Source organism: Streptomyces sp. NPDC006925 (genome assembly GCF_042869575.1).
Classification (GTDB): domain Bacteria; phylum Actinomycetota; class Actinomycetes; order Streptomycetales; family Streptomycetaceae; genus Streptomyces.
On the sequence record NZ_JBIAGB010000010.1, the window covers coordinates 214,889 to 240,833 of the forward strand.

A 25,945-nucleotide genomic window follows, 5' to 3' on the forward strand; every position below is an offset into this window, starting at 1 on the left:
CCTCACACCTCCTTGAAGTGGTCGAACGGCTCCTGGCATGCGGTGCAGCGCCGCAGCGCCTTGCAGGCCGTGGACGAGAACCGGCTGAGCAGTTCGGTCTCCGCCGCGCCGCAGTGCGGGCAGCGGACCGGCTCCGGGGCGGGGGGCCGGGTGTGCTCCGCCGGGTGCCGGGTGGGGGAGAGGCCGACCAGGACCGGCCCCGGGTCGGCGGCGCGAGCCCCGGCGCGCGGCGGGGCGACTCCGTGCTCGGCGAGCTTGCGGCGGCCCTCAGCGCTGATGTCGTCACTCGACCAGGGCGGCACCAGCACTGTGCGGACCTCGACCTGTGCGGCACCGGCGGCCCGCAGCACCTGTTCGATGTCCGCGGCCATCGACTCGACCGCCGGGCAGCCGGTGTAGGTCGGGGTCAGCTCGACCAGTACGTGCCCCGGCTCCGGCTCCTCCACCCGGCGCAGCACGCCCAGTTCGGCGAGGGTGATCACCGGCAGCTCCGGATCGGGTACCGCTCCGGCCAGCGCGGCGAAGGAGTCCGACCGGGCCGACGCGGTCACCATGTCGCCCCCGGATGGCTGCGGTGCAGATGCTGCATCTCGGCCAGCAGCAGTCCGAACGGCTCGGTGTGCAGCCCCTGGCGCCCCGCACCGGCCGACCAGGCACCCTCGCTCGGGCCCTCCGGGACGGTGAGTCCGGCGCGGGCGAAGACGTCACCGATGGAGGCGTGCCACTCCTCCGCCAGCGCCGGCCAGTCCACCTCCAGCCCTTCGACGGGCTGGAGGAGTTCGCCCGTGTACTGCCACAGCCTGTCGGCGGCGCGCTGGGTGCGGGTGCGGCTCTCCTCGGTGCCGTCGCCCAGCCGCAGGGTCCACTGCTCCGCGTGGTCGCGGTGGTAGGCCGTCTCGCGGACGGCCTTGGCCGCCAGCGGAAGCACCGGGGACAGCCGGGCGAAGAGCGGCTGCTGGTAGGTGGAGAAGAAGAGCTGCCGGACGATGGTGTGGGCGAAGTCCCCGTTGGGCTGCTCGGTCAACTGGCAGTTCCGGAAGGCGCGTTCCTCCCGGAGGAAGGCGATCTCGTCCTCGCTGCCCAGGATGTCGGAGAGCCCGGCGTAGAGGGCGCGTGCCTGGCCCAGCAGGTCCAGCGCGATGTTGGCCAGCGCCACCTCCTCCTCCAGGACCGGGGCGTGTCCGGCCCACTCGCCGAGGCGGTGGGAGAGGATCAGCGCGTCGTCGCCCAGTGGGAGGGTGGCCAGGGCCGGGGGCGCGGGGGCGGTCACAGGTTCCGCACCCCCTCGGGCACCTCGTAGAAGGTCGGATGGCGGTAGGGCTTGTCGGCGGCGGGTGCGAAGAAGGGGTCCTTCTCGTCGGGCGAGGACGCGGTGATCTCGTGGGAGGGGACCACCCACAGGGAGACGCCCTCGGAGCGGCGGGTGAACAGGTCCCGCGCGTTGCGGAGCGCCATCTGGGCGTCCGGGGCGTGCAGGCTGCCCGCGTGGGTGTGCGAGAGGCCGCGCCTGCTGCGGACGAAGACCTCCCACAGGGGCCATTCGACGCTCATGCTCGGCTCCTCGTACTGCGGGTGGCGGACGGTGCGCTCGCGCCGCCCGATGCGGTGTCCGGCTGTGCCGGGCCGGTGGCCGACTGCTCGATCCGGTGGTCGGCCCGGTCCGCTGCGGCGACCTCTCCGGCATGTTCGGCCGAGTGCTCCGCGGTGTTCCTGGCGGCGTGTGCCGCTGCTGCCTCCCGGACCCAGGCGCCGTTCTCGTGCGCCGCTCGGCGGCGGTGGAGTCGCTGCTCGTTGCAGGGGCCGTTGCCCTTGAGCACCTCGCGGAACTCCTGCCAGTCGATGGCGCCGAAGTCCCAGTGACCGCGCTCCTCGTTCCAGCGCAGTGCGGGGTCGGGCAGGGTCACGCCCAGCGCCTCGGCCTGGGGCACGCAGATGTCCACGAAGCGCTGCCGCAGCTCGTCGTTGGAGTGCCGCTTGATCTTCCAGGCCATGGACTGCGTGCTGTGCGACGACTCGTCGTCCGGCGGGCCGAACATCATCAGCGAGGGCCACCACCAGCGGTCCACCGCGTCCTGCGCCATCGCACGCTGGGCCTCGGTGCCGCGGGTCAGGGCCAGCAGCAGTTCGTAGCCCTGGCGCTGGTGGAAGGACTCCTCCTTGCAGATGCGCACCATGGCACGGGCGTAGGGGCCGTACGAGCAGCGGCACAGCGGTACCTGGTTGGTGATGGCCGCGCCGTCCACCAGCCAGCCGATGGCGCCGACGTCCGCCCAGGTGAGCGTGGGGTAGTTGAAGATCGAGGAGTACTTCTGGCGGCCCGCGTGCAGTTTGTCGAGCAGTTCGTCGCGGCTCGTGCCCAGGGTCTCGGCGGCGCCGTAGAGGTACAGGCCGTGGCCCGCCTCGTCCTGCACCTTGGCCATCAGGATCGCCTTGCGGCGCAGCGAGGGGGCGCGGGTGATCCAGTTGGCCTCCGGCTGCATGCCGATGATCTCGGAGTGTGCGTGCTGGGCGATCTGGCGCACGAGGGTGGAGCGGTAGGTGTCCGGCATCCAGTCCCGCGGCTCGATGCGCTCGTCGGCGTCGACCGCGGCGTCGAAGGCGGCCTGCGCTGCCTGTGCTGCCTCGGCCTCCGACTCGGGACCGGAGCCGTCCGGCTGCCCGTCCGCTTCCGCCGCGTGGCCGCGCGGCGGCGATGTCACCGGTGTCATAGAGCCCCCTGATCCCTCGGTTTCCAGCCGACCGACCGATCGTTCGGTTCAAGGATGAGTCCGGGTTCCGGGGCTGTCAAGAGCGAATGCCGCCGACCGGCGGGGCCGAGCGGCTCCGCCCCAGTACCCTCTGAGAGTCTCTGAGGCGGACCAGCCCGGTCATGGGCATGAAAAACATGGGGAGCAGGGGTAGGGCATGGAGCCAGCGGCGCACCAGGCGCCCGGGGGGGAAGGCATGCGCGGGATCGCCGCGCTCTCGCTGCCCGCGCGGATCTTCGTCGCGATAGCCGTGGCCGTCGTCACGGTCGGAATCGCGTTCCACGTGACGATGGTCTTCCTGCAGACAGCCCCGGACAACACGATCAGCAAGCGGCACGGGGAACTCGTCGACTCCTACGTCTACCCGGAGTTCGAGCGCAACTGGAAACTGTTCGCGCCCAATCCCCTCCAGCAGAACGTCGCCGTGCACGCCCGCGCCACCGTCGCCAGGGACGGCACCACGGAGACCACCGGATGGGTCGACCTGAGCGCCATGGACGGCGCGGCCATCCACGGCAACCCGACCCCCAGCCACACCCAGCAGAACGAACTCCGCCGCGCCTGGGAGTTCTACGTCGACAACCACGACGAGAAGGGCAAGCCCGTCGGGCTCCGCGGCGCGCTCTCCGAGCAGTACGTCAAGCGCATCGTGATGCGGCGCTTCGGCCCCGAACTCAACGGCGGCAGCGTCGAGCGCATCCAGGTGCGCTCCGCCGTCACCCCGGTCGCCCCGCCCGACTGGAGTGACGAGCGCACCGAGGTGAAGACGAGGTACACCGTGCAGCCCTGGTGGCATGTCACCAGCGCCGACCTGCCGGGAGGCGGCAAGTGAGCGACCAGGGACAGTACATGGGGGTGCACGGCCTGCGCGTGCGGATCGAGCGGTGCGTCTCGCGCGGTCTGACCCGGATCACCGCGCAGGCGCTCGGCCCCTACCAGACGGCGATCGTCCGGATCGGGTTCGGCGCGGCGTGGTTCCTCTTCCTGCTGCGCGAGTGGCCGCACCGACAGGAGCTCTACGGGCCCGACAGCCCGTGGTCGTGGGGGCTGGCGGAGCGGCTCATCGAGACCAACGACGCCTTCTCGGTCCTGATGTGGTCCAGCAGCGACAACTGGTTCCAACTCGTCTACGTCGTCGCCCTGGCCGCGGCCGCCGCCGTGCTGCTCGGCTGGCACACCCGGGCCGCGACCGTGCTGTTCATGGTCGGGGTGCTCTCGCTGCAGAACCGCAGCGTCTTCATGGGGGACGGCGGCGACAACGTCATCCACCTGATGTCGATGTACCTCGTCTTCACCCGCTGCGCGCAGGTGTGGTCCCTGGACGCCCGGCGCGCGGCCCGCGCCCGGCGGCGCCGGGAGGCCGCCGCGGACCACCGGCGGGACCTCCGGGCCGCGGAGCCGGGGGCGGACGCGGGGGCGCCGGCCGGTGAGCGGCCGGCCGGTGACCTGTCGGCCGGCGCGTCGTCGTTCGGTGAGGCCGCCGGTGCCGCTGCCGGGGGCAGCACCGCTGTCGAGGCAGCGTTGCGCTCCGACGCGAATGCGAATGCGAATGCGAATGCGAATGCGGGGGCGGGTGCGGTTCCGGTTTCCGGAGCGGCGTCCCGTACCGGGGCGCGTCCGGCCGGGGCCGACGTCGGGGCCGACGCCGGGGTCGGCGGCGTGGTGCTGTGGACCGTGTTCGGCGCGGTGCTGCTGGGCAGCACCGTCGCAGGTGGGTTCACCGTCGGCTGGGCCCTCTTCTACTGGGGGCTGTGGGCCTTGCACGGTCTGTGGTGGTCCGTCCAGCGGGCCGCCGCACGCGGCGGTGCGGCGGTACGCGAGATGCGCGACGTGTGCGACATCCTCGCCAACCTGGTGCACAACGGCGTGCTGCTCGTCATCATGATCGAGGTCTGCCTGGTCTACTCGACGGCCGGCTGGTTCAAGATCCAGGGCACTCGCTGGCAGGACGGTACGGCCGTCTACTACCCGATGAACCTGGACTACTTCACGCCCTGGCCCGATCTGAGCCACCTGCTGGCGGCCAACGGTGTCATGGTCTTCCTGGTCACCTACGGCACCGTCGCCACCCAGGTCGCCTTCCCGTTCACCCTCCTCAACCGGCGCGCGAAGAATGTCCTGCTGGCCTTCATGATCGCGGAGCACCTCAGTATCGCCGTGCTGCTCGGGCTGCCGTTCTTCTCGCTGGCGATGATCGCGGCCGACGCCGTCTTCCTGCCGACCGTCTTCCTGATCTGGCTCGGCCGCAGCACGACCGCGCTGGGCGGCCGAGCACGGGACCTGCTGCCGGGCCGCGGCCGCCGAGCGCCCCAGCCGGATCCGGAACCCGCGGCGGAGGCCCCGAAGGTGTCCGTCTGAGGGCCGTCCACGGGTCCCGGGCCACAGGCCCGGGGGCGCCGCCTGCCGGAGTCCGGCGGTCCGGGCGCGTGGTCCGGGGCGCCGCGTAGGGTGGACCGGATGACGGCAGAGACGGCTGAGAGCCGGTGGGCGCGCCACGCGGCCGACGGCGTGCTGCTGGACGGGTTCCACGCGCTCAAACACGCGCTGCGGTTCGGTGCGCGGGTGCCGGTCGCGCTCGCCACCGACCGCCGCTCCGCGCTCGCCCTCGCCGAGGAGCTCGCCCCCGATCTGACCGGCACGCTCGACGCACTGCTGTGGGAGGTGCCCGGTGCGACGCTGACCGCTCTGGTGCCCCGCGCGCACCCCACCGGTGTGGCGGCGCTCGCGCTCCGGGACCCGGCGGCCGTCGCGCCGGGGGACGGGGCGGCGCCGTTCGTCGTCCTCGACAACCCGCGCAACCTCGGCAACGTGGGCGCGGTCGTACGGCTGGCGGCGGGCGCGGGGGCCGGCGGGGTGCTCACCACCGGCGACCTCGACCCCTGGCATCCCGCCGCGGTACGGGCGGGGGCCGGACTGCACTTCGCCACCCAGGTCGCGCGGCGCCAGGTGACCGAACTCCCGGACGGTCCGCTGTTCGCCTTCGACCCGGAGGGCGCCGATCTGCGCTCCGTGGCCGTGCCCGACGGGGCGATGCTGGCCTTCGGCTCGGAGCGGCACGGTCTCTCGGCCGGGATGCGCGCCCGCGCCGACCGCCTGGTGGCGCTTCCGATGCGCCCGCAGGTCTCCAGCTACAACCTGGCCACCAGTGTGGCGATGGCGCTCTACCACTGGATGGCCGCACCGCGCTGACGGCACCGAACTGACCGACGGCCGTACGGCGCTGACCGGCGGACCACGCCGACGGGACCGGCCCGCGCGAGGCGGAACCGGCCCTGTCGGCCTCGACTCCGTGAGCCCTGCGGGCCCGGTCGGCGCGCTCCAACCCGGCTACAGGTAGGGGCCGCCCGTGCGGTGCTGCGCCTCGCTGGGCTGTCCCGCGGCCTCCTCGGGCAGCACACCGGGCGGCAGCGCCCGGCGCATCTGCTCCAACTGCGCACGCGCCGCCATCTGCTGGGCGAACAGCGCGGTCTGGATGCCGTGGAAGAGTCCCTCCAGCCAGCCCACCAACTGAGCCTGCGCGATGCGCAGCTCGGCGTCGGTGGGGGTGGACTCCTCCGTGAACGGGAGGGAGAGCCGCTCCAGCTCCTCGATCAGCTCGGGCGCGAGCCCGTCCTCCAGCTCCTTGATCGAGCTGGTGTGGATCTCCTTGAGCCGCGCCCTGCTGGCCTCGTCCAGCGGCGCCGCCTTCACCTCTTCCAGAAGCTGCTTGATCATGCTGCCGATCCGCATGACCTTCGCGGGTTGTTCCACCATCTCCGTCAGGGGGACCTCAGCCTGCTCATCGCCCTCGCCGTCGCCGCCCTTGGGGCTGGGACTGCCGAGAGCCATCCCGTCCGGGCCCACGACCAGCACCTGGGGGCTCTCCTGCGACTTCTCGTTGCTCGGCTGCGTCATGCCCCCCATTCTGCATCCGCGGGGACACCGACGCCGAGCGAGGGCGGGAACGTCCCGGATCCGACCGCACCGCCCGGGTCCCGCCGCCGGCGGCACCTTCCGGTGGTGCCGTCTCCGGTACGCGTGCCCAGGTCAGCCGCCGCGCCGAACGCGCAGGGCCAGGAACGCGAGTCCCAGGCCCATCAGCGTCAGACCGGTGCCGAGCGGCAGGACGGGCAGCACCTGTCCGGACGGCTGCGCGGCGAGCCGGTCGCGCCGCCCCTCGTCGCTCTGGGGGGCGGGGTCGTCCGGCGCGTACAGGTCGTGCTTGCCGATGGCCTGGCCGGACGGAGGGGGAGCGGTGACGTTCCCGAAGGAGGCGGGGGGCCGCAGCGCGGCCCGGTGGTTCGGCGGGTTGATCCGGTTCTCCTGCTGCCGCTGCTGCCGCTGCTGCCGCTGCTGCCGCTGCTGCCGCGGGTCGCCCTCTCCGTGCCCGGGTGGCTTTTCCTGGTGGCGTTCCCTGGAGTCCCGCTCCCGGTGTGCCGTGCGCTGCCTGGCCGCGTCCCGCCGGTGCTCCTCCCGCTTCGCCGCGCGCTTCTCCTGATCCTCCTCCCGCTTCGCCGCGCGCTTCTCCTGTTCCTCCGCGCGCGCTCCGCCGGGCTGCTCCTCCCGCGGGTGCGGTTGCCGCTGCTCTCCCCCGTGCTGTCGGGCCCTGCGCTCGTCCTGCGGTACCTGCCCGTCCTCTTCGGCGCGCCGCGTCTCGTCGCTTCTGTCTTCTTCGACGCGCCTTTCGGCCGCGCCGCTGTCCCACCGCACCGGGTGCCCCGTCCTGTCGGCGGGCGTCCGGGCGTACGGGTGGGCGGGGAACGAGGAGGCCGCGTCGGACAGCCCCGGGGGCGGGCCGGGGGCGCCGGGCAGCGGGGACGGGGTTTCCGCACCGGGAAGGCGCGGAGGTTCGGGCGACTGCGGGAACCGGGGCAGCTTCGGAAGGTCCGGCAGCCGCGGCATTCGGGGAGCCTGCGGGCGGGGCGCCCAGGTGCGCGGTGGCGCGGCGGGAGGCAGCAGGCTGGGTGCCGCACCGGAGGCGGCCGCACCCGGAGTGCCACCGGAGGCGGCGGTAACGGGAGCGGGGCCGCTGGGCGTGCCCGCGGACGGGGGAGCGACGGGGGCCGAGGCGGCCCCGGGCGCGGTGCGGTCCCCACCGGGGACCGCGGGCTCCCCCGCGGCGGCGACTGGCGCGGGGAGCGCCAGGAATGCGCAGGTCAGCAAGGTGACCGCGCTGCTCCGTCGCTGAGTGTGCCGCACGAACGTGACCCCTCCGCACTGGATGGTCCGCAGACCATCCCAGCGTCACATGAAGGGATAAGATCGGCATTTCGGGCAGAGGGAACGGGTGACGGCTCGCACCGTGACCGGACTCGCGCGGTACCGGCCCGGCCCCGGACCGTTGCGGTACCGGCCCGGCCCCGGACCGTTGCGGTACCGGGTTCGCGCCGTACGGGGCGGGGAGGGTGTCCGCGCCGTACGGCCCACGCCCTGCTTCCGCGCGCCCCGCCCCACGCACCGGGGCGCGGGGCGGGGCGCCATCGGCGGGCGCGCACCTCAGTCTGCGGTGACCAGCAGGATCTTGCCGACGTGGCCGCTCTCGTCCAGGAGCTGGTGGGCGCGGGCGGCTTCGCGCATCGGCACCGTGCTGTCCACGACGGGGCGCACCCGGCCGTCCGAGAGCAGGGGCCACACGTGCTCGCGTACGGCGGCCACGATGGCCGCCTTCTCGGCCGCCGGGCGGGCCCGCAGCGACGTGGCCGTCACGGCGCCGCGCTTGGCCAGCAGCGCGCCCAGGTTCAGCTCCCCCTTGATGCCGCCCTGCATGCCGATGACGGCCAGCCGGCCGTTCACCGCGAGGGCCTTGACGTTGCGCTCGAGGTATTTGGCGCCCATGTTGTCCAGGATCACGTCGGCGCCCGCGCCGTCGGTGGCCGCGCGCAACTCCTCGACGAAGTCCTGCTCGCGGTAGTTGATCAGGATGTCGGCCCCCAGCTCGGCGCACCGCCGCAGCTTCTCCGCCGTGCCCGCCGTCACCGCGACCCGGGCACCCACCGACTTGGCGAGCTGGATGGCCATCGTGCCGATGCCGCTGGAGCCGCCGTGCACCAACAGGGTCTCGCCCGGGCGCAGGTGCGCCACCATGAAGACGTTCGACCAGACCGTGCAGGTGACCTCCGGCAGACCGGCCGCCGCCGTGACGTCGACTCCTCCGGGTACGGGCAGGAGCTGTCCGGACGGCACCACGACCCGCTCGGCGTAGCCGCCGCCGCCGAGCAGCGCGCACACCTGGTCGCCGACCGACCAGCCGGACACTCCGGGGCCGAGGGCCGCGATGCGTCCCGCGCACTCCAGACCGGGGTAGGGGCTGGTGCCGGGCGGCGGATCGTAGAAGCCCTGGCGCTGCAGGACGTCCGCGCGGTTGACGGCGCTCGCCGCGACATCGACGAGGACTTCGCCCTCCCCGGGCTCCGGGTCCGGGACCTCCGCCCAGACCAGGGCCTCGGGGCCGCCGGGTTCGGGAATCGTGATCGCATGCATACGGCCGACGCTACCCGCACCTCCCGGCACCGGGACGGCCCCGGTCCGCGGCGCCCACGCTTCCGGACGTCCCGACATCCCGCGTGCCGCCCCGGCGCTCAGGCCGCGTAGGTGAAGCGGAGCTTCTGATCCGGGGTTGGCACGTACGCCTGATGGCAGCCGGTGCAGAACCAGAACCAGGAGTCCTCCTTGCCCGGACCCGTCTCACGGGTGTCCTTCCACAGCAGGCGCTCCGGGCAGTTGGGGCAGGTCGGTGGCGGGTCCATCGGGTCATCGTCACGCCTGCGCCCGGCAGCGGTCCGCCGGGCGCCGCACGGTCACCTGAAGGGATGAGGAGCGGGGGTGTGCCGCTACCGCAGGTCGCCGCGCGGTATGTCCGCCTGGGGGCCCTTCCGGGAGGCGCGGTGGATGACGACCAACCGGTCGGTGAGCTCCAGCTCCGCGGCCTCCGGGTCGTCGAAAGCCAGTATCCGGTGTCCGCGCACGATGGAGACGACCAGGTCCGGGCAGTCGCGCGGGGAGCGGCCCTCCTCCGCCTTGGTGACCGGGCGCTCCTTCAGATCGAGGCCGGTGCCCTGCTGGATGAGGTTCTCCATCACCGAGCTGGCGTTCGGGCTGAGCATCGCCAGCCCGAGCAGCCGGCCCGCCGCGCTGGCGCTGGTGATCACCTGGTCCGCGCCCGACTGCCGCAGCAGCGGAGCGTTCTCCTCCTCCCGCACCGCGGCGACGATGTTTATCCGCGGGTTGAGCTGCCGCGCCGTCAGCGTCACCAGCACCGAGGTGTCGTCCCGCTGCGGGGCGATCACGATCTGCTTGGCCCGCTGCACCTCGGCCCGGATCAGCACCTCGCTGCGGGTGGCGTCGCCCTCGACCCCGGCGAACCCCTCCGCGTTGGCGGTCTTGACGGCGTGCCCGTGCGGATCGATGACGACGACCTGGTTGCGGCCCAGCCCCGTCGACAGCAGGGTCTGGACGGCGGAGCGGCCCTTGGTGCCGAATCCGACGACGACGGTGTGGTCGCGCAACGCGGACCTCCAGCGGTTCAGGCGCCACTGCTGCCGGGTGCGGTCCGTCAGTGCCTCGAGGGTGGTGCCGATGAGGATGATCAGGAACAGCACGCGGAGCGGCGTGATGACGAGAATGTTGACGAGCCGCGCGCTGTCGGACGCGGGTGTGATGTCGCCGTAGCCGGTCGTGGAGAGCGTGACGGTGGTGTAGTAGAGGCAGTCCAGGAACGTCACGTCGCTGTCGGAGTTGTCCACGTAGCCGCCCCGGTCCAGATAGACCAGCAGCACCGTCACCCACAGCACGGCGAGCGCGGCGAGCAGCCGGCGGGCGACCTGCCGCTGCGGGCTGATGTCCGGACGCGGCAGCAGTACCGAGCCCAGCCGCTCGGTGGTCTCGCCGGTCTCCTCCGGGGGCCGCCTCACCACGGCAGATCCAGTACGGGCACGTCCGTGCCGGGGGCGCCGCCGCCGGGCGGCACCACCGCCAGCGCGTCGCAGGAGGCCACACCGCGGAGCATCGCCGGACCTGCGTAGCGCAGCGGCCGGATGCGCGCCCGGAGGCCCGAGCCCTCGCACCGCACGGGTACCAGCCGGGTGTCGTGCGGATGTCCGGACACCTCGGCGCCCAACGTGGCCTCCCGGGGTTCGGGCGCCGCGCGCCCGGCCAGTGCGCTCAGCAGTGGCGCTGCCAGCGTGACGAGGCCGGAGAGCGCGGCCAGCGGATTGCCGGGCAGCCCCACCAGGAACCGGTGGCGCGGCTGTCCGCCCGTGCTCTGCCGGTCCGCCGGTCCGAGCGCGGCCAGCAGCATGGGATGCCCGGGGCGGACGCGCACTCCGTGCACCAGGAGCCGTGCATCGAGGCGGCGCAGTGTCGGCCGGAGGTGGTCCAGCGGTCCGGCGGCCGTGCTGCCGGTGGTGACGAGCACATCGGCCGTCGAACCGGCCAGCGCCTCGTGCAGGGCCTCCGCGTCGTCGCCCAGCAGCCGGGTGACGGTCACCTCGGCCCCCAGGGCGGTCAGCCACGGTTCGACCATCGGCCCGAGCGCGTCCCGGATCCGGCCGTCCCGGGGCAGACCGCGGTGCAGCAGTTCGTCGCCCAGGACGAGCACTTCGGCCCGCGGCCGGGGCACGGTCGCCAGGTCGTCGTACCCGGCCGCCGCGACCAGCCCCAGCACGGCAGGGGTGACGGCCGCGCCCGCCGGCAGCAACTCGTCGCCCTTGCGGCACTCCTGGCCGCGCGGGCGGATGTCGGTACCGGGCTGCGGGGGGGTGTCCGTACGTACCCGCGCGCCTGTGTGCTGGACCGCCTCCCGGCGCAGCACGGCGCTGGTGCCGGACGGGACGCGGGCGCCGGTCGCGATCCGGACCGCCTCCCCGTCCGCGAGCTGCGCGGGCTCCTCGCGAGCGCCCGCCAGCAGGCCGGGGCGCTCGGTGCCGTCCGCCGCGCGGGCGGGCTCCCACGGGCCGGGGCCGGACACCGCCCAGCCGTCCATCGCCGAGGTGTCGAACGGCGGCAGGTCGGTGAGGGCCCGCAGTGGCGCGGCGAGCGTCCGGCCCAGCGCGTGTGCCAGGGGGACGGTCTCCCGGGGGAGCGCGGTGACGGCCGAGGACGCCAGCGCCACGGCCTCGGACCAGGTGACCGCCGGCGGTCGGGCGCCCTCGCCGTTCCGGCCCTGCGGGTGCTGCCGCGGCTGCCCCCGCCCGTGCGGGTCCTGGCCGGTACCTTCCGCGGGGCCGGTGCCCTCGCTTGCTCCGGTGCTTGTGCCGGTGCCGGTGCCGGTGCCCGCGCTTGTGCCGGTGCCGGTGCTTGTCGGCTGCCGGTCTCCGTCCGCCGAGGTGTTCCCGGGGTGCCCTGCCGGCCCGTGGCCGCCGTGTCCGGGCCGCCCGCCGCCTGCCGCGGACCCCTCGAGCGGGTGCGCGCCGCCGGGAACGGCTCCGCGGCCCGCTTCGCCCCCGGCGGGCCGGGCCCCGCCGGGGTTCTCGGCGGAGCCGGGGGTGCCGCCGCCGTCGGGTCCCTCGGTGCCGTCGGCGCCCCACTGGATCCGCCGGATGCGTTTGAGGCGCGGTGCGGGGGGCGGGTCCTGGCGGATCCGGCCGCTGTTGGCCAGGGCGATGGCCTCGTCGAGTTCGTCGGCGTCGCTCATCGGTCGTCTGTCTGCTCGGCGGGGCTGCCGGGGCCGTCCGCGGCGGGCGGTCCGGGGGTGTTCCCGGGGCCGTCCGTCCCGGGGGCCTCTCCGTCCGACTCGTCGGCCCAGCGCCGGGTGAGCCGGGCGGCCGCCTCCGTCGCCCGCGCGACGTCCTGCGGCGAACTGCCCGCCTGCGCCGCCGCGTAGCCCACCAGGAACGTGGTCAGCGGCGCCGCGGGGCGCGCGACGCCGTGCGCCGCGTCCCGGGCGAGAGCGAGCAGGGCTGAGGTGTCGACGTCGAGCTCGATGCCGAGTTCGGTCTTGACCGCGGAGATCCATTCATCCAGCACGGTTTCATGCTCCCTGATGCGGGCCCTCGCTGTGGCGATGTCGTCCCAGGTGTCGCAGTCGAGGGCGGCGGCGGTGACGGAGGGCGCGGTCACCCGGTGCAGCATCAGCCCTTGGAGCACCATCCGCAACGGCAGCCCCGTCAGGGAACCGTACTCGGTTCGCAACAGCGCCAGTTCACGGCGCAGCGGGTCCAGCCGGTAGGCGGCCAGCAGCGGTTGGTCGCGGCCGTCGTGTCCGACGGCGGCCTCGGCCCCGTCCGGAACGGACACCAGGGTGCGCACCGCCCGCGGCGAGAGGAACGGCAGGTCGGCGGAGACGACGAGCACCAGACCCTCCTCCCCGGCCGTACCGCCCCCGGGCCGTCCGGCCGCCGCGCGCTCCGGGCCGGTCCGCCCCGAGCTGGTGCCGGTGCCGGTGCCGGTGCCGGTGCCGGTGCCGGTGCCCGTGCGCGTGCCCGCCCGCAGCGTGCGGGGGCCCGGCGCTTCCGGACCCGCCAGCGCGTCCAGACCCGCCTGCAGGGCCGCGAGCGGACCGCCGCCGGGCGGCTCCTCGCGGGCCCACAGCACCGGGCGGCACGTCGGACGGCGCGGGCCGACCACCACGGTGGCCGCCGCGTCGCCGCACGCCGCGAGGACCCGGTCCAGCAGCGAGCGGCCGCCGATCGTGACCGCGGGTTTGTCGGCCCCGCCCAGCCGTCGCGCGCCGCCGCCCGCGAGGACGAGGGCCGTGTACGGGCGGCCGGCGGTGTCCGGTGCCGGGCGCTCGCGGCCGGCACCGCCCGCCGCGGGATGCGGGTGGTCGGGCGGTCCGGCTGCGGAGGGTCCTGGGGCCTGCGTCACGCCTCAGAGCGTACGGAGTAGCCTCGCCGGACGCTCCACGCAGTCCGCGACATGGCGCAGGAATCCGCCCGCGGTGCCGCCGTCGCACACCCGGTGGTCGAAGGTGAGGGACAACTGCACGACGCTGCGGACGGCCGGCGCGTCGTCGACCACCCACGGTTTGCGGGCGATACGGCCGACGCCGAGCATCGCCGCCTCCGGATGGTTGATGATCGGGGTGGAGCCGTCCACGCCGAACACGCCGTAGTTGTTCAGCGTGAACGTGCCGCCGGTCAGCTCGCCGGGGGTGAGGGTCCCGGCGCGGGCCGCCTCGGTCAGCCGGGCCAGCTCCGCGGTGAGCTGCTCGGCGCTCAGCGTGTGCGCGTCGCGCACCACTGGGACGACGAGGCCCCGCTCCGTCTGCGCGGCGAAGCCCAGATGCACCTCGGGCAGTACGACGATCTCGCGCGCCTGGGTGTCCACCGTCGAGTTCAGCTCCGGGAAGCGCGCCAGCGCCGCGGTGCACAGTCGGCCGAGCAGGGCGAGCAGCGAGATCGGCGCCGCGGCCGGGTCGCTGTCGGCGGCGGCGTTCATCTCCTTGCGCGCGGCGAGCAGTTCGGTGGCGTCGGCGTCCACCCAGCAACTGGCGTCCGGGATCTCCGCACGGCTGCGCGCGAGCCGGTCGGCCGCCGTGCCGCGCATGCCGCGCAGTGGAATGCGACGCTCCTGCCGCGCCGCCGCGGCCCGGACCCCGCCGGGCCGCCCGGTGCCGTCCGGTGCGGGCGCCTCCCGCGGAGGCACCTCCTGTGCGGCGCGCACCGCGCGTTCCACGTCCGCGCGCAGGATGAGACCGTCCGGACCGCTGCCCGTCATCGCGCGCAGATCCAGGCCGTGTTCACGGGCCAGACGGCGGACGAGAGGGGAGATCACCGGGACCGGTCCGGCGGCGGCCGGTCCGCCCCCGGCGGGGCGTTCCGGCGCCCTACGGTCCGCATCGCGGACGGGGGCGTCCCGGTCGGCTCCGGACCGGGACTCCTCCCCTGCCCCCGCTCCGGGCGCCGCCGCGACTCGGCCGGGACCCGCGCCGGGGGCTCCCGTACCGGCCGGGCCGGACAGTCCGGACAGCCGCAGCGCTGCCCGGGGCCGCCGCGCCGGCGCCTGCGCCGTCCCGTAGCCGACCAGCACATTGCCCGAGCCGCCGACGTGTTCCGCCGCGCCGGTCTGTTCCGTCTCGCCGCCGCTGCCGGCCCCGCCACCCGGGCCGTACGCACCGCCGTCCGGGCTCATCGCGACGGTGACCAGCGGCGCCCCCACCGCCACCTCGGCTCCCTCGTCGGCCGCGTGCGAGGTGACGACGCCCGCGAAGGGGCAGGGGACCTCCACGAGTGCCTTGGCCGTCTCGACCTCGACGACCGGCTCGTCCACCCGCACGGTGTCGCCCACCGGGACCAGCCAGCGGACGATCGTCGCCTCCGTCAGCCCCTCGCCCAGGTCCGGCAGCGCGAACTCGCGCACCTCACCCATCAGAGCGCACCCCCGTCCCGGCTCTCGGCGCCGCCCCGGCCGCTGGTGAAGCCGCTCTCCCACTGGAGCCGTGCGACGGCGTCCAGCACCCGGTCGACATCCGGCAGGTGGTGCCGCTCCAGCATCGGCGGCGGATAGGGGATGTCGAACCCGGCGACGCGCAGCACCGGCGCCTCCAGGTGGTGGAAGCAGCGCTCGGTGATCCGGGCCGCGATCTCACCGCCCGGGCCGGCGAAGCCGGGGGACTCGTGCACGACGACGGCCCGTCCGGTGCGCCGCACCGAAGCGGCGACGGTCTCCTCGTCGAACGGGGACAGCGTGCGCAGGTCGACCACCTCCAGGTCCCAGCCCTCCGCGCCGTCCTCGCGTGCCGCCTCGGCGGCCTCCAGGCAGACCGGTACGGACGGGCCGTAGGTGATCAGCGTCGCGGTGCTGCCCCGGCGGCGTACGACGGCCTTGCCGATGCCGGGCACCGCGTCCGGCTTTTCCGGGTCCCAGTCGGCCTTCGACCAGTACAGCCGCTTCGGTTCGAGAAAGACCACCGGGTCGTCGGAGGCGATGGCGGCCCGCAGCAGCCCGTAGGAGTCGGCGACCGTGGCCGGGGTGACGACGTGCAGCCCCGGTGTGGCCAGGTAGTACGCCTCGGAGGAGTCGCTGTGGTGCTCCACCCCGCCGATACCGCCCCCGTAGGGGATGCGCACCGTCAGCGGCATGGGCAGCCTGCCGCGGGTGCGGTTGCGCATCCGGGAGACGTGCGAGGCGAGCTGCTCGAACCCGGGGTAGGCGAATGCGTCGAACTGCATCTCCACCACCGGCCGCAGCCCGTACATCGCCATCCCGACCGCCGTGCCGAGGATGCCCGCCTCCGCCAGCGGGGTGTCGGCGCACCGGTCGGCGCCGAACTCCGCGGTCAGCCCGTCCGTCACCCGGAAGACGCCGCCGAGCGTGCCGACGTCCTCGCCGAGGACGTGCACCGCCGGGTCGTCGGCCAGCGCGTCGCGCAGGGCCCGGCGCAGAGCCTGCCCCATGGTGGCGGGCCTGCGGTCGGTGCGTGCGGCGGTGGGCTGCCGTACCGCGGTGCTCATCGGGTCTCCTCCCCCGCAGCCGGGATCCCGGCTGCCGCCTCCTGCTCCGCGGCCAGTTCGGCGCGCAACTGCGCCGCCTGCTCGCGCAGTTGCGGTGTCGGTTCCGCGTAGACGTGCGCGAACAGCTCCATCGGGTCCGGCTGCGGGTCCTGGTGCATCCGTTCGCGCAGCTCCGCCGCCTGCCGCTCGGCCGCCTCCTCGGCCTCCCGCACGGTCCCCTCGTCCAGCAGCCCGCGGTCGCGCAGCTCGCGTTCCAGGAGCGTCACCGGGTCGTGCGCCCGCCACGCCTCGACCTCGCCGTCGGCGCGGTAGCGGGTCGCGTCGTCGGCGTTGGTGTGCGCCTCCAGCCGGTAGGTGACCGCCTCGACGAGGGTGGGGCCGCCGCCCGACCGGGCCCGGTCCAGCGCCTCGGTCAGCACCTCGTGCACCGCGACCGCGTCGTTGCCGTCCACCAGCCGCCCCGGGACCCCGTAGCCGACCGCCTTGTGGGCCAGTGAGGGCGCCGCGGTCTGCTTGGCCAGCGGCACGGAGATCGCGAAGCCGTTGTTCTGCACCAGGAAGACGGCCGGCGCCTGCCATACGGCGGCGAAATTGAGCGCCTCGTGGAAGTCGCCCTCGCTGGTGCCGCCGTCGCCGACCAGCGCGAGCGCCGCCACCTCGTCGCCCTTCAGCCGGGCGGCGTGCGCCAGCCCGACCGCGTGCGGCAGCTGGGTGGCCAGTGGGGTGCACAGCGGAGCGACCCGGGTGCCGGGCGAGTCGTAGCCGTGGTGCCAGTCACCGCGCAGCAGCGACAGCACCTCCACCGGGTCCAGGCCGCGCGCCACCGCGGCGAGGGTGTCGCGGTAGCTGGGGAAGAGCCAGTCCTCCGCACGCAGCGCCAGCGCCGCGGCGACCTGGCACGCCTCCTGCCCCCGCGAGGAGGGATAGACCGCCAGCCGGCCCTGCCGGGTCAGCGCGGTCGCCTGCTCGTTGAACCGCCGCCCCCGCACGACGGCGGCGTACAGCCGGCGCAGCAGGTCCGCGTCCGGACCGGTGCTCTCCCCGCCCTCGCGTTCCGCCGTCCGGGTGCCCAGGACGCGGTACGGCTCGGCCTCGGGGAGGAGCGGCGCGGCCTCGGTGCGGGGGCGCCACGAGGGGGGAGGGGCGGGGGCGTAGGTACCTGGCTGCTCTAGGACCGTCATGACGAGCACCTCCTCGTGGGGCGGGCTGCGGCGCGTACGGGCTGCGGATACGCCCGGTGCGCGCCGGCCTTCTGGCGCGCCGGCCTGCCGATGGCCGTACCACCGGCAGGCCGGGCCGGTGACCGAGTGGGCCACCCCTACCGATTGTTCGGTCGACGGCACATTTTGGCTACGGGTGGCCTTCGCCTGTGGACAACTGGCCCGCAAAACCGTTCGATGTCCGCAGAGTGTCCATGCGGGGGAGGCGAAGGACCGTGCGGGGTGAACAGATGGCCAACGGCTCCGGGGAAACGGACCCACCGGCCGGGCACCGGCTTCCCGCCCGGCCGCTGGACTCCGTCGACCGGGACATCCTGCGGCTGCTGCGCGCGGACGGCCGGGCGTCCGTGCGGTCGGTCGCCGAGCGGGTGCACGTCTCGCGCGCCAACGCGTACGCGCGCATCAACCGGCTGATCGACGACGGCGTGATCCGCGGCTTCAGCGCCCGCGTCGACCAGGAGCGCGCGGGCCACGGAGCCTCGGCCTACATCACCCTCAAGATCGTCCAGGACTCCTGGCGCAGCGTCCGCGAGAAGCTCCGGGAGCTGCCGGGCGCGGCCCACATCGCGCTGGTCAGCGGGGACTTCGACGTGCTGCTGCTGGTGCACACCCCGGACAACCGGGCCCTGCGGGACCTGGTGCTGACCCGCATCCAGTCCATGCCGGAGGTGCTGAGCACCCGCACGCTGCTGGTGTTCGAGGAGACCGACCTGGAGCCGGGCCCGTAGACCCGCGGGCTCTCAGCCGGTGCGCAGGCCCGCGAAGGCGGTGCGGACGACGGCCTCGGCCACCTCGGCGCTGCTGGTGCCGGCGCCGCCCGCCTCGGGCGCCGTGCCGTCCGCTCCGCCCGGGTGCGCCCCGCGTTCGGGGCGGTACCACTCGGCAATCGAGTTGATCATGCCGAACAGCAGCCGGGTCGCGAGCCGGGCGTCGACGTCGGATCGCAGATCCCCGTCCGCCGCCGCCTGCTTGACCAGCTCGGCCACCCGCTGGTCGAACTCCCGGCGCCGGGACATCGCCCAGATCTCCGTCTCGGTGTTCCCGCGCACCCGCAGCAGCAGCGTCACGTACGGCAGCTCGGCCAGCAGCACCTCGACCGTGCGGCGGGTGACGTGCTCCAGCCGCTCCACCGCCCGCCCCTCGCGCGCCCGGGGCTCCTCCAGAACCGCGAACAGCTCGTCGAGCGCCCGGCTTATCCCTCTGCGCAGCAGCTCTTCCTTGCCGCGTACGTGGTGGTAGATCGACGACTTGGAGATCCCGGCCGCCTGGGACAGGTGCTCCATCGAGGTGCCGTCGTAGCCCCGCTCGTTGAACACCCGCACGGCGACGGAGAGCAGCGAGTCGGGCGTGTAGGTGTCGCGCTTGACCGTGGGCATGCGGCCGATGCTAGCCGGGCCGTCCCCCGGTCCCGCCGGGCGCCGGGAGGCGGGACGCGCGGCCCGCGGCGCCGGGCCCCGCGCATGGTGCCGAGCGGAGTTTTCCACAGCTTCCCGGGCCCCCTTGCACCGACCGATCGTTCGGTAGCAGTATCTACCAGGTGAGCGGCTCCGGCAACGCCGTGCCCACCCCGCATTCCGTCCCAGCTCAGCGAGGAGTTGGTCCTGCGTGACCACCGGTATCGGAACGACCACTGCCCAGCTCGTCGACACCCACCGCCCCACCCTGGACCGCGCGCTGGAAGCCATCGCGGGCCGGGAGTTCTGGACCCCGCACCCCGAGCACCCGAAGGCGTACGGCGAGGGTTCGGCCGAGCAGGGCAAGGCGGCCTTCGACGCGCTGTGCGGCAGCCGCTTCGAGCTGCCCGGCCAGCCGGTCTCCGGCGAATGGGTGGCGACCGAGGTGTCGCCGTACGGGCCCGAGCTGGGTATCTCCTACCCGCGTATGGACGAGGGAGCCGTCGACGCCCTGCTGCCGGTCATGCGCGGCGCGCTGCCCGCCTGGCGGAAGGCCGGGGCCGAGGTGCGCGCCGCGGTGTGCCTGGAGATCCTGGCGCGGATCAGCGCCCGCACCCCGGAGTTCGCGCAGGCCGTGATGCACACCAGCGGCCAGGCGTTCATGATGGCCTTCCAGGCGGGCGGGCCGCACGCGCAGGACCGCGGTATGGAGGCGGTGGCCTACGGCTACGCGGAGCAGGTGCGCACCCCCGCGCGGGTCAGCTGGGAGAAGCCGCAGGGCAAGCGCGACCCGCTGCGGGTCACCAAGGAGTTCACCCCCGCCGGGCGCGGTGTCGCGCTGCTCATCGGTTGCAACACCTTCCCCACCTGGAACGGCTTCCCCGGGTTCTTCGCCTCGCTCGTCACCGGGAACGCCGTGCTGGTCAAGCCGCACCCGCGGGCCGTGCTCCCGCTCGCGCTGACGGTGCGGATCGCCCGCGAGGTCCTCGCGGAGGCGGGCTTCGACGCCGATCTGGTGGCGCTGGCGGCCGAGGCGGAGGGCGACGGCATCGCCAAGGACCTGGCAGTCCGGCCCGAGATCCGGGTGATCGACTACACCGGGGGCTCGGCCTTCGGCGAGTGGCTGGAGTCCCATGCCCGCCAGGCGCGGGTCCACACGGAGAAGGCCGGCGTCAACACGGTCGTCATCGACTCCACCGACGACTACCAGGGCATGCTCGCCAACCTCGCCTTCTCGCTGTCGCTCTACAGCGGCCAGATGTGCACCACGCCGCAGAACCTGCTGATCCCGGCGGCCGGCATCACCACCGAGTCCGGGCCCAGGAGCTATGACGAGGTGGTGGCCGACCTGGCCGCCGCGGTGGACAAGCTGCTCGGCGACGACGCGCGGGCCAACGCGCTGCTGGGCGCCCTGGTCAACGAGCAGGTGCGGGCGCGGCTGGAGGCGGCGCCTTCGCTGGGCGAGGTGGCCCTGGCCTCCCGTTCCGTGCAGAATCCGGAGTTCCCCGACGCCACGGTGCGCACCCCCGCGATCGTCAAGCTGGACGCCACCGAGCCGGAGTCCGAGGGCGCGTATCAGGACGAGTGCTTCGGCCCGGTCTCCTTCGCGGTGGCCGTCGGCTCCACGGAGGACGCGCTGGAACTGCTGCGGCACACGCTCCAGGCGAAGGGCGCCATGACGGTCGCCGGATACACCACCTCCTCCGAGGTGGCGCGGCAACTGGAGGAGGTGTGCTTCGACGAGCCCGCGCAGCTCTCCCTCAATCTGACGGGTGGCGTCTACGTCAACCAGACGGCCGCCTTCAGCGACTTCCATGGCTCGGGTGGCAACCCGGCGGCCAACTGCACGCTGTGCGACGGGGATTTCGTCTCGGGCCGGTTCCGCGTGGTGGAGGTGCGGCGGATGGCGGAGGACTGACGAGCATGCCCCCGGGTGCGGACACCCGGGGGCACGTGAAGGCGCTGCGTCCGTGCGGACCGCGGACCCTGGTCGCCGTACGGACCCCGGCCCTTCGTCCGGACCTCAGTCCGCGGGCTGGCCCGTGGAGACGGTCAGGTCGATCTTGTCCTTGTCCGGGTCGAAGTCGTCGAGGTAGTCCGGGGTCTGCTCCAGGACGGTGTTCTTGCCCCACACGTTCTCGTCCTCGGTGGTCACCTCGCCGAGCTTCCACCCGGCGGCGCGCAGGCACGCCTTGACCGAGGTGAGGTCCTTGTAGGTCAGCTCGGGGACCATGACCTTGCTCTTGTCGCTGTAGGACTTCGTGGCGTCGGTGCACCGGGTGGAGTCGATGGTGCGGCTGGTGTCCGGACCCTTGTAGCCGCCCGAGTCCGAGCCGCCGTCGTCGCCGCTGTCCCCGGAGCTGCCTGCGGGGTCGGCGCTCTGGGTGGGCCTCGGCTTGGCGGTGGGCTTGGGGTCGGGGTCGTCCCCGCCGCTGTCGGTGAGCCCGATGATCACGAAGACCAGGGCGACGATGACGGCGACGGCGGCCAGACCGTACCCGGCCATGGCGCCGGCCGACGGCTTCTTGCCCGAGCCGCCGTTGCCCGGGCCGGAGCCGGTTGCGTTCATCGTGTAGGGCGGCGGGGTGGCCGGGCCGCCGCTGCCGTAGGACGACTGCGGGTATCCGTAGCCGGGCGCGGGGGAGGTCTGGGTGGGGGGCGGGGGGGTGGAGGGCCCGAAGCCCCCGCTGTTGTACGGCCCCGGCTGCCCCTGCGGCTGCCCCTGCGGCTGGTAGGGCGTCTGCACGCCGCCCTGCTGGGGCTGGGAGGCCGCGTCGACCGGCGGGAAGACGGCCTGTCCGACCCCCGCACCGCTGTTGGCGGGCGGTCCGCCGCTGATGATGATCGGCGAGGCGCCGGAGGCGACCCCGGAGCCGCCGATCCGGTTGGCCTCGTCGTGCATGGCCTCGGCGGAGGGGAAGCGCTCGTTGGGGTTCTTCTTCAGGGTCCGGGCGACCAGCGCGTCCACGGCCGGGGGGATGGACTGGTTGATGGAGGAGGGCGTGGGCGGCTCCTCCTGGACGTGCGCGTAGGCGATGGCCAGCGGCGAGTCCGCGTCGAACGGCAGCCGCCCGGTGAGCAACTCGAAGAGCATGATGCCGACCGAGTACAGGTCGGAGCGGGCGTCCACCCCGCGGCCGAGGGCCTGCTCGGGGGAGAGGTACTGGGGGGTGCCGACGACCATGCCGGTCTGTGTCATGGAGGTCACACCGGACTGCATGGCCCGGGCGATGCCGAAGTCCATGACCTTGACCACACCACGCTTGGTGAGCATCACGTTGCCGGGCTTGATGTCCCGGTGCACGAGGCCCATCTCGTGGCTGACCTCGAGGGCTGCCAGCACATCGCCGGTGATCTTCAGCGCCTTCTCGGCGGGCATCGCGCCGTACTGCGCGACGTCCTCGTCCAGGACCGTGCGCAGCGGCTTGCCCTCGACGTACTCCATGACGATGTACGGCACCAGCGCGCCGTCGATCTCGTCCTCGCCGGAGTCGAAGACCGAGACGATGTTGGTGTGGGTCAGTTTGGCGACCGACTGCGCCTCGCGGCGGAAGCGCTCGCGGAAGGACTGCTCCCGGCCGAGTTCGGTGTGCAGGGTCTTGACGGCCACCTGCCGGTCGAGCACGGAGTCGTAGGCGAGATATACGGAGGCCATCCCACCGGCGCCGAGCAGTGAACGGAGCTGGAAGCGCCCCCCGCCGACCATGCGGCCCAAGTAGTTGCCGGCCGCCTGTGCGCCGTCGTCGCTCATCTGACTGCTTCCCCCTCGGCGGCGCTGCCCCCGTGCAGGTACGTTGAGTGATCCTTGACCCTGATACTGGCCCAAGTTTGCCCGGGGGTTCGGTCACGTCAAGTTGGTTGCCCGTTCCGTGACCGAATGCGCATAAGCCCTTCGCGAGCGCCGCCCCGAACGGTTCCATGAGCCTAGAGGGTGCCTCTCAGCAGGCGCGGACAGGGTGTGTGCGGGGCGGTCCGGGGTGATTCCGAGACCGACTTGCGGGGGCGCTTCCGAGCTTGTTGGATGACCGCTCGTTGGCTTCGGTACTCCGTCCCACCCATTGCACCCCCCGCGTGCCTGTAGCCTCCTCGGGGGGAGTGTCCACCGCGTGAAAGTCCGCGGATTCCAATCTACGGCGAGGACTCATGGCACAGACGCAAGCCGCTGGGGGCCCTTCGGACCCCGACGCGACGGGCGGCGGCTCCCTGCCCGATTCGCCGGAGTTGTGGGGCAACAACGGTCTGGTGGGTGACGGCAGGTACCGCCTGACGCACCGCCTCGGCCGCGGCGGCATGGCCGAGGTGTTCGGCGCCGAGGACGTGCGGCTCGGCCGCACGGTCGCGGTCAAGCTGCTGCGCTCCGACCTCGCCGAGGACCCCGTCTCCAAGGCCCGCTTCACGCGCGAGGCCCAGTCGGTCGCGGGCCTCAACCACCACTCGGTGGTCGCCGTCTACGACTCCGGCGAGGAGTTGATCGGCGGCAACATCACCCCGTACATCGTGATGGAGCTGGTCGAGGGCAGCACCATCCGCGATCTGCTGCTGAACGCCGACGCGCCGCCGCCGGACCAGGCGCTGATCATCGTCTCGGGGGTGCTGGAGGCGCTGGCCTACAGCCACCAGCACGGGATCGTGCACCGCGACATCAAGCCCGCGAACGTGATCATCACGCGGGGCGGCGCGGTCAAGGTGATGGACTTCGGTATCGCCCGCGCCCTGCACGGCGCCTCCAACACCATGACCCAGACCGGCATGGTGATGGGCACCCCGCAGTACCTCTCCCCCGAGCAGGCGCTCGGCAAGACCGTCGACACCCGTTCCGACCTCTACGCCACCGGCTGCCTGCTGTACGAGCTGCTGACCCGGCGGCCCCCGTTCACCGGTGAGACGCCGCTGTCGGTCGTCTACCAGCACGTCCAGGACGACCCGGTGCTGCCCTCGCAGGTCTCGGACAGCACCCCGCCGGAGCTGGACGGCCTGGTGATGCGGGCGCTGGCCAAGGAGCCGGACGACCGGTTCCAGTCCGCTGAGGAGATGCGCGGGCTGACGCAGTACGCGCTCCAGATGCTGAACGAGCAGGGCGGCCACACCGGCGGTCTGTGGAACACCGGTCCGACGGCGCACCAGGGAGCAGCCACTCAGGTGATGGGTGCCGCGGGAGCGGGCGCCCGGCCGCACCCCTCGCACTCCGACACCTCCCAGATGGGCGCTCCGCTGCTGGCGGGCGCCCGGGACGACGACGGCGGCTTCGACGGCGGGCCCCGGCGCGGTGGCCGGGGCGGTGGCGGCGGCAAGGGCGTCCGGTACGCGCTGGTCGCCTTCCTCGCGGTGATCGCCATAGCGGGCGGGATCTTCTTCGCCCTCAACGGGAACGACGGCAAGGACAACAAGCAGGACAAGCCGAACCCGAGTACGTCCCAGTCGGAGTCCGACAAGCCCTCCAAGAAGCCCTCGTCCACTCCGACGGAGACCGAGGAGGACCAGCCGGGCACCAACGAGGGCAACGGCGACTGGACCCCGACCGACCGGCCCTCCGAGTCGTACCCGAGCAACACGCAGCCGAGTGAGACGCAGCCCTCCGAGACGGGCGACCCGAGCCAGACGGGCAGCGGCAGCAACGGCGGCGGTTCCGGAAATGGTGGCAGCGGCGGCAAGCCGACCAAGAGCCAGTCGCCGCCCACCGGGGACGCCGACGGCGGTGGGGCCAACGACGGCGGCAGCGCCGGCGACGGCGACACCGGTACCGACAGCGGAACCGAGCAGTAGGGCCGCGGAACCGCGCGTGCCGGGATGTGCCGGCACCCCGTGGTCGTGCTCGTCGGATCCGCGCGCGGAGGCCGGCGCCCCGCGCTGGTCGGGTGAGCGGGCCCGTTGGTCAACTCTGGTTTGACGCCTCGTCCACCGTGGGTTGACGAGGCGGCGCGCGGCCCCCTGGTGCCTCTACGATGCGGCCGTGCAGCCGTCTTCCCCCGCCCTCACGGAGGGCACGCTCCACTCTCTGCTGCGGCAGTACGACGGTGTCGGGGAGCCCCTCTCGTGCACACCGGTCTCGCACGGACTGCTCAACAGGGGCTACCGCCTGACGACCGCCCGCGGTGGCTATTTCCTCAAACATCATCTCGACGGACCGGGCTCGCTCGAGCGGATCGAGCGCCAGCACCGCGCCACGGACCGGCTGGGCGAGCTGGGGCTGCCGGTCGTGCCGGTGGTGCCGGGGTCCCGCGGCGGGACCGTCACTGTGGCCGAGGGCCGCTGCTTCGCGCTGCATCCGTGGATCGAGGGCACTCACCGGCACGGCAGTGAGCTGACCGCGGGGCAGTCCCGGCAGCTGGGCGCCCTGCTGGGGCGGGTCCACGTCCGGCTCACCCGGGCACTGCCCGAGCCACCGAACGCCGATCACGAGAGCGCCGATCCGGCCGCCACGTACGACATGATCGGCGAGCTGCTGGAGCGCGTCCGCAGCCGCCGCAACCGGGACAGTTTCGACGAGCTGGCCGAGCACCGGCTCACCGAGCGCCGCGAGCTGCTGCGCCGCCACGCGGACGCCCGGCCCGGCGCCGTCCCGGACCGGTTCACCGGCTGGGTGCACGGGGACTTCCATCCGCTCAACCTGCTCTACGCGCCCCCGGGCCGCAGTCCCCGCCCGGTGGCGATCCTGGACTGGGACCGGCTCGGGGTGCATCCGCGGGCCGAGGAGGCGGTCCGCGGGGCGGCGATCTTCTTCCTGCGCCCCGGCGGCACCCTCGATCTTCGGAAGGTGCGCGCCTTCGCCCGCGCCTACCGGGGGGCCGCGGGGGCCTCCCGCGCGGAGCTGGCCGCCGCCGTGCACCGGGTGTGGTGGGAGCGGCTGAACGACTTCTGGATGCTGCGCTGGCGCTACCAGCTGTGCGATGTGCGGACCGACCCGCAGTTCCCTGCGGCGGCCGCGCTGGTCGTGTGGTGGACCGGTCAGTACACGGCCGTACGGTCCGCGTTCTGCGACTGACCCGCCCCCGACTCCCTTCGCGGGGGCGTCTTCGCGGGGTCGGTTCCCCTCCGCGGGTGGCCTGGCTTCGTGGGGGCACGCCCCCGTTGTTTTTCGGCTGTCGCCGAGAGGTCGTGTCGGGGGGCGCTGCCCCCCAACGGCCCCCCGCCAAGGGGGCTCCGCCCCCTGAGAAACCCCCAGGCACCAACACCTCTCCCTCCCCCTCCCGTATCCGGCGACCGCCGGAGGACTC

23 protein-coding genes are annotated in these 25,945 nt (G+C 73.7%); 7 read left to right on the plus strand and 16 right to left on the minus strand.

The features are described from left to right. Positions 1-2: 2 nt before the first annotated feature. Genes paaD through paaA form a run of 4 tightly spaced genes read right to left on the minus strand, consistent with a single transcriptional unit; the run spans position 3 to position 2,708 of the window. Positions 3-554: a 1,2-phenylacetyl-CoA epoxidase subunit PaaD gene (gene paaD / locus ACFYNS_RS16650; protein WP_388603453.1), complete on the minus strand. Its 552-nt coding sequence runs from the start codon at positions 552-554 to the stop codon at positions 3-5. Beyond that, positions 548-1,270 (minus strand): 1,2-phenylacetyl-CoA epoxidase subunit PaaC, encoded by a 723-nt coding sequence (gene paaC, locus ACFYNS_RS16655; RefSeq protein ID WP_360295140.1) that lies wholly within the window; start codon positions 1,268-1,270, stop codon positions 548-550. Before paaC ends, paaD begins: the two co-directional genes overlap by 7 nt. Continuing rightward, entirely contained in the window at positions 1,267-1,551 is a 285-nt protein-coding gene (paaB, locus tag ACFYNS_RS16660) for a 1,2-phenylacetyl-CoA epoxidase subunit PaaB (RefSeq protein WP_388603457.1), read from the minus strand. Before paaB ends, paaC begins: the two co-directional genes overlap by 4 nt. Beyond that, positions 1,548-2,708: a 1,2-phenylacetyl-CoA epoxidase subunit PaaA gene (gene paaA, locus ACFYNS_RS16665; protein ID WP_388603459.1), complete on the minus strand. Its 1,161-nt coding sequence runs from the start codon at positions 2,706-2,708 to the stop codon at positions 1,548-1,550. Before paaA ends, paaB begins: the two co-directional genes overlap by 4 nt. A 235-nt stretch (positions 2,709-2,943) precedes the next feature. On the opposite strand from paaA, the gene ACFYNS_RS16670 reads away from it, so the two are divergent. From ACFYNS_RS16670 to ACFYNS_RS16680, 3 genes are all read left to right on the plus strand, one after another. Then, positions 2,944-3,579 (plus strand): DUF5819 family protein, encoded by a 636-nt coding sequence (locus ACFYNS_RS16670; RefSeq protein WP_360295148.1) that lies wholly within the window; start codon positions 2,944-2,946, stop codon positions 3,577-3,579. 17 nt (positions 3,580-3,596) lie between these two features. Next, positions 3,597-5,105: an HTTM domain-containing protein gene (locus ACFYNS_RS16675; protein ID WP_388603505.1), complete on the plus strand. Its 1,509-nt coding sequence runs from the start codon at positions 3,597-3,599 to the stop codon at positions 5,103-5,105. Positions 5,106-5,204: 99 nt separating this feature from the next. Continuing rightward, entirely contained in the window at positions 5,205-5,936 is a 732-nt protein-coding gene (locus ACFYNS_RS16680; RefSeq protein WP_388603462.1) for a TrmH family RNA methyltransferase, read from the plus strand. A 138-nt stretch (positions 5,937-6,074) separates the two neighbouring features. Here ACFYNS_RS16680 and ACFYNS_RS16685 read toward each other — a convergent pair whose 3' ends face one another. The 10 genes from ACFYNS_RS16685 to pdhA form a co-directional block, all read right to left on the minus strand. Further along, positions 6,075-6,641 carry a bacterial proteasome activator family protein gene (locus tag ACFYNS_RS16685; protein WP_074999017.1) on the minus strand — a complete coding sequence of 189 codons (567 nt, stop codon included), beginning with the start codon at positions 6,639-6,641 and terminating at the stop codon, positions 6,075-6,077. A 132-nt stretch (positions 6,642-6,773) separates the two neighbouring features. Beyond that, the gene (locus ACFYNS_RS16690) at positions 6,774-7,628 is read right to left on the minus strand and encodes a hypothetical protein (RefSeq protein WP_388603465.1); all 855 of its coding nucleotides are present in this window, start codon (positions 7,626-7,628) and stop codon (positions 6,774-6,776) included. A gap of 594 nt (positions 7,629-8,222) precedes the next feature. Then, positions 8,223-9,206 (minus strand): NAD(P)H-quinone oxidoreductase, encoded by a 984-nt coding sequence (locus tag ACFYNS_RS16695; protein WP_360302525.1) that lies wholly within the window; start codon positions 9,204-9,206, stop codon positions 8,223-8,225. Between the two features lie 98 nt (positions 9,207-9,304). Further along, complete coding sequence (locus tag ACFYNS_RS16700) at positions 9,305-9,472, minus strand: hypothetical protein (RefSeq protein ID WP_019356801.1); 168 nt, start codon at positions 9,470-9,472, stop codon at positions 9,305-9,307. Between the two features lie 84 nt (positions 9,473-9,556). Further along, on the minus strand, positions 9,557-10,639 hold the full coding sequence (locus ACFYNS_RS16705; RefSeq protein ID WP_388603468.1) for a potassium channel family protein: 1,083 nt from the start codon (positions 10,637-10,639) through the stop codon (positions 9,557-9,559). Beyond that, a complete protein-coding gene (locus ACFYNS_RS16710) occupies positions 10,633-12,357 on the minus strand; it encodes a molybdopterin molybdotransferase MoeA (protein WP_388603470.1) in 1,725 nt (574 codons plus the stop codon). Before ACFYNS_RS16710 ends, ACFYNS_RS16705 begins: the two co-directional genes overlap by 7 nt. Further along, positions 12,354-13,529 carry a DUF6457 domain-containing protein gene (locus ACFYNS_RS16715; protein WP_388603472.1) on the minus strand — a complete coding sequence of 392 codons (1,176 nt, stop codon included), beginning with the start codon at positions 13,527-13,529 and terminating at the stop codon, positions 12,354-12,356. Before ACFYNS_RS16715 ends, ACFYNS_RS16710 begins: the two co-directional genes overlap by 4 nt. A gap of 3 nt (positions 13,530-13,532) precedes the next feature. Next, positions 13,533-15,032 (minus strand): dihydrolipoamide acetyltransferase family protein, encoded by a 1,500-nt coding sequence (locus ACFYNS_RS16720; RefSeq protein WP_360300619.1) that lies wholly within the window; start codon positions 15,030-15,032, stop codon positions 13,533-13,535. Beyond that, the gene (locus tag ACFYNS_RS16725) at positions 15,032-16,117 is read right to left on the minus strand and encodes an alpha-ketoacid dehydrogenase subunit beta (RefSeq protein ID WP_388603476.1); all 1,086 of its coding nucleotides are present in this window, start codon (positions 16,115-16,117) and stop codon (positions 15,032-15,034) included. Before ACFYNS_RS16725 ends, ACFYNS_RS16720 begins: the two co-directional genes overlap by 1 nt. After that, positions 16,114-17,298 carry a pyruvate dehydrogenase (acetyl-transferring) E1 component subunit alpha gene (gene pdhA, locus ACFYNS_RS16730; RefSeq protein ID WP_360300624.1) on the minus strand — a complete coding sequence of 395 codons (1,185 nt, stop codon included), beginning with the start codon at positions 17,296-17,298 and terminating at the stop codon, positions 16,114-16,116. Before pdhA ends, ACFYNS_RS16725 begins: the two co-directional genes overlap by 4 nt. Before the next feature lie 269 nt (positions 17,299-17,567). Here pdhA and ACFYNS_RS16735 point away from each other — a divergent pair, with 269 nt between their 5' ends. Beyond that, complete coding sequence (locus ACFYNS_RS16735; protein WP_360300639.1) at positions 17,568-18,065, plus strand: Lrp/AsnC family transcriptional regulator; 498 nt, start codon at positions 17,568-17,570, stop codon at positions 18,063-18,065. Positions 18,066-18,077: 12 nt separating this feature from the next. On the opposite strand, the gene ACFYNS_RS16740 is transcribed toward ACFYNS_RS16735, so the two are convergent. After that, positions 18,078-18,713 (minus strand): TetR/AcrR family transcriptional regulator, encoded by a 636-nt coding sequence (locus ACFYNS_RS16740; RefSeq protein ID WP_360300627.1) that lies wholly within the window; start codon positions 18,711-18,713, stop codon positions 18,078-18,080. 229 nt (positions 18,714-18,942) lie between these two features. On the opposite strand from ACFYNS_RS16740, the gene paaN reads away from it, so the two are divergent. Beyond that, positions 18,943-20,649, plus strand: a complete 1,707-nt coding sequence (gene paaN / locus ACFYNS_RS16745; protein WP_388603480.1) for a phenylacetic acid degradation protein PaaN — start codon at positions 18,943-18,945, stop codon at positions 20,647-20,649. Positions 20,650-20,754: 105 nt separating this feature from the next. Here paaN and ACFYNS_RS16750 read toward each other — a convergent pair whose 3' ends face one another. Further along, positions 20,755-22,482 (minus strand): protein kinase, encoded by a 1,728-nt coding sequence (locus tag ACFYNS_RS16750; RefSeq protein WP_360300631.1) that lies wholly within the window; start codon positions 22,480-22,482, stop codon positions 20,755-20,757. A 392-nt stretch (positions 22,483-22,874) separates the two neighbouring features. Here ACFYNS_RS16750 and ACFYNS_RS16755 point away from each other — a divergent pair, with 392 nt between their 5' ends. Then, on the plus strand, positions 22,875-24,494 hold the full coding sequence (locus ACFYNS_RS16755; protein WP_360300634.1) for a protein kinase: 1,620 nt from the start codon (positions 22,875-22,877) through the stop codon (positions 24,492-24,494). 187 nt (positions 24,495-24,681) lie between these two features. Further along, the gene (locus tag ACFYNS_RS16760; protein ID WP_360300636.1) at positions 24,682-25,713 is read left to right on the plus strand and encodes a phosphotransferase; all 1,032 of its coding nucleotides are present in this window, start codon (positions 24,682-24,684) and stop codon (positions 25,711-25,713) included. The last annotated feature ends 232 nt before the right edge of the window (positions 25,714-25,945 follow it).